The following is a 3,074-nucleotide window of genomic DNA, read 5'->3' on the forward strand; positions in this document are numbered from 1 at the left end:
CCACCGATTCCCAGCCCGCCGCCGCCACCACCGGAACCGCCGCCGTCACCGCCACCGCCACCGCCACCGGTGGTGGTCACCACCGCACCGCCGGCACCGGTCTACACCCCCAGGCATACGGCGCCGCCCACCACCGCGCCGCCGCAACCGACGGTCACCACGACGGTGCCGCCGCCACCGCCGGTGGAAACCAGCTCCACACCGCCGCCGCCGCCGCCACCGCCGCCGACGACCACCACCTCGACGGTGCCCATGACCACGGAGTGGATCCACGTTCCGCTGCTGCCGATACCGATTCCGGTGCCGGTTCCCCAGCAGCAGGCCCCGTCGACGCCGCAGTACCCGCAATATCAGCCGTATCCGGGGAACCAGTATTCGCAGTATCCGGGCAGCTCCCAGAATCCGTTCCTGGGGCCGGGCTACTAGCGTCCTTCCTGCGTACGCACACCGCCTGCGGGGTTAGCCGCACGCGCGTAACGTTTATGTCACCAAGTTCGGACGGGGTTCATCCCGTCGTGCCCTCGCACAGGGCGTTGCAAAAGACCTTGGAGGCGTTACGTGGACATCGTGCTTGGAGTGTCGATGGCTCCCAGGACAGTCCGCCTGGTAGCGATCGAAGGTGAAAATGCGGATGGCGTGACCGTCGAACAAGAAGAGTTCGCGGTTGGAGCTGCGGGGAATTCGGCTGATCTGGGCGCCGGTGCGGTCGGTCAGGTGATCGACGCGATCATCGGCACCCGCGAAGGAGTGCTCGAGGGCGGCCACCGGCTGACCTCCATCGGGGTCACCTGGAGTGACCCCGCCGGCGTCGGGGCGCTGCGGGAGGCGCTCGCCACCCGCGAGATCGACGGCGTGATGCTGGTCGCGCCGTTGCTGGCCGCCGCCGCGCTGGCCCAGACCGTCGGATACGCGCTCGGCTACGAGCGCCTCGCGATGCTGTTCGTCGAGCCGGCGAACGCGACGCTGGCGGTGGTCGACGTCTCCGACGGCTCCATCGTCGATCTGCACCGGCGCCAGATCGGCGACGCTCGCGCGGGCGGCCTGGCCGTCGAGCTGGCGTCGATGGTCTCCGGTCTGGACGCCCGCGGGTCGCGCGCCGACGGTGTGTTCGTGATCGGCTGCGGAACCGACATCGTGGCGCTGAAGCCCACGCTCGAGGCGGCCACCCCGCTTCCGGTCACCGGCCCCGAGGAGCCGGACATGGCGCTGGCCCGCGGCGCGGCCCTGGCCTCGGCGAACGCGCCGCTGTTCGCGTCGTCGACGGCCGCCCTGGCCTACGCGCTGGATCCGGGCACCGGCGAAATGAATCCACCCGGCCTCGGCCCGTCGTACCTGGACGTCTGGGGCCACGCCGACGTCGACACCGACGTGCGGGCTTACAGCGCCGTCGCCGACGACGACGAGGACCCCCCGCGCCGCCGGCCCTTGTCCATGCTGCTGGCCGGCAGCGCCCTGGCCGGCATCGTCGCCGTGATCGGCGGGGTGGTGCTGGTGACTTTGGCGTCGGATCGCCCGGGATCGAACGTGCGCCACAATTCCGGCGTCGGCGTCGCCACGCCCGGAGTGCAGCTGCCGGCGGCCCCACCGAGCAACCCCCCGCAAGCGCAGCTGCCCGTCCCGAGCCCGGCGCCACCGCCGCCCGCGCCCGCACCCAGCCCGTCGGAGGTGGCCGCCCCGGCGCCGTCGCCGGTGCAGCAGCCCGCGCCGCAGGAACCGGTCACGGTGCCGCCCGCGGCACCGGTCCGGCGCGCCCCGGCCCGGTCCGCGCCGCAGTACACACCACCGCCCGTCGAGCGCCCGGCGCCCCCGCCGGCCGCGGCACCGGCTGCGCCTCCGCCGGCTGCGCCGCCCCCGGCGCCCGCGCCCGCCGCACCGCAGCTGCCCCAGCAGCCGCCGGTGACGATGTATCTGCACTTCCCGTTCGTCACGGTGCCGATTCCGATCACCCCGCCGCCCCCGCCGGCGCCACCGGCCCCGTAGCGCGTGGCAAACGGTCTGGACTGAGCGCACACTGGCAGTTACGGCACGAGCGCCAAGGAGGTCGCGTGGGCGAGCACAGTGGATTCGGATTCGACCCCGACGAATTCGATCGAATGATTCGGGAAGGCAGCGAAGGCCTGCGTGACGTGTTCGAGCGGGTCAGTAGGTTCGTGGCCGCCCCCGGCGCCCGGACGGGCTGGTCCGCCGTCTTCGACGACCTGACGCGGCGCCCGCGCAGCGCCCCGGAAACCGCCGGCGAAGCCGGTGAGGGCGTGTGGGCCATCTACACCGTCGACGAAAGCGGCGGCGCACGCGTCGAACAGGTCTATGCGACCGAACTCGACGCGCTGCGGGCGAACAAGAACAACGTCGACCCCAAACGCAAGGTGCGGTTCCTGCCCTACGGCATCGCGGTCAGCGTCCTGGACGACGACGCCGAAGAGACTGCGTAACAAGAGGTTTCGGCTTAGCCCTGCTGCACCACGTTCGAGCCGCCGGAGTTGCTGATCTTCGGTGCGCCCGAGCGGTAGGTGACTTTGTTGTTGAAGCCGGAGGCCTCGATGCTGTCGACGGTCTCCACGGTGATCTCATTCTGCACACCGGACACCGACAGGCTGGTGCAATGCCCGGTGATCGTGACCGTGTTGGAAACCCCACTGACGCTGACGATGTTGTCGTTGCAAGCAATGGTCCGGTTCTCGTTGACGCCCGAGACGCTGAGCTCGGTGCCCGGCGGAGCGGCGGGCGAGGTGGACGGCGAGGCCGACTTCCGCCGGGAGGTCGACGGGCCGGGGCTCGTCGAAATGCTGGGCGGGCTAAACGTTTTGGAGATGGTCGGTGGCGAGTTGATGATCGACTTCACGCCCGAAAGCTGGTGTGCCGCAAAGGCGGCGATGCCGCCGGCAGCTGCACTCCGGGCGTGGCGACGCCGACGCCGGAATTGTGGCGCACGTTCGATCCCGGGCGATCCGACGCCAAAGTCACCAGCACCACCCCGCCGATCACGGCGACGATGCCGGCCAGGGCGCTGCCGGCCAGCAGCATGGACAAGGGCCGGCGGCGCGGGCGCCGCGTCGTGTCGTCGAAGACGGCGG

The 3,074-nt window shown here is 71.2% G+C and carries 2 protein-coding genes and 3 pseudogenes; 3 read left to right on the forward strand and 2 right to left on the reverse strand.

Annotated features, from left to right (window positions below; translation table 11 throughout):
• From A9W96_RS30315 to A9W96_RS09665, 3 genes and pseudogenes are all read left to right on the forward strand, one after another.
• Positions 1-426 (forward strand): annotated as a pseudogene (locus tag A9W96_RS30315) (hypothetical protein); the annotation flags it as partial.
• 132 nt (positions 427-558) lie between these two features.
• Positions 559-1,980, forward strand: a complete 1,422-nt coding sequence (locus A9W96_RS09660; protein ID WP_067139297.1) for a hypothetical protein — start codon at positions 559-561, stop codon at positions 1,978-1,980.
• Positions 1,981-2,093: 113 nt separating this feature from the next.
• Positions 2,094-2,432 carry a hypothetical protein gene (locus A9W96_RS09665; protein WP_369830823.1) on the forward strand — a complete coding sequence of 113 codons (339 nt, stop codon included), beginning with the start codon at positions 2,094-2,096 and terminating at the stop codon, positions 2,430-2,432.
• 14 nt (positions 2,433-2,446) lie between these two features.
• Here A9W96_RS09665 and A9W96_RS09670 read toward each other — a convergent pair.
• Both A9W96_RS09670 and A9W96_RS32130 read right to left on the reverse strand, forming a co-directional pair.
• Positions 2,447-2,890: pseudogene (locus A9W96_RS09670) on the reverse strand (DUF3060 domain-containing protein); the annotation flags it as partial.
• Positions 2,839-3,074, reverse strand: a pseudogene (locus A9W96_RS32130) (hypothetical protein); the annotation flags it as partial. The pseudogenes A9W96_RS32130 and A9W96_RS09670, both read right to left, overlap by 52 nt.

Origin of the sequence: Mycobacterium sp. 1245852.3 (assembly GCF_001669335.1) — a bacterium.
In the GTDB taxonomy this organism is placed as follows: Bacteria; Actinomycetota; Actinomycetes; order Mycobacteriales; family Mycobacteriaceae; genus Mycobacterium; species Mycobacterium europaeum_A.

Excerpts from the sequence above, each read along its gene's own strand:
- A9W96_RS09665 (WP_369830823.1), top strand. The coding sequence starts at position 2,094 with ATGATTCGGGAAGGCAGCGAAGGCCTGCGTGACGTGTTCGAGCGGGTC.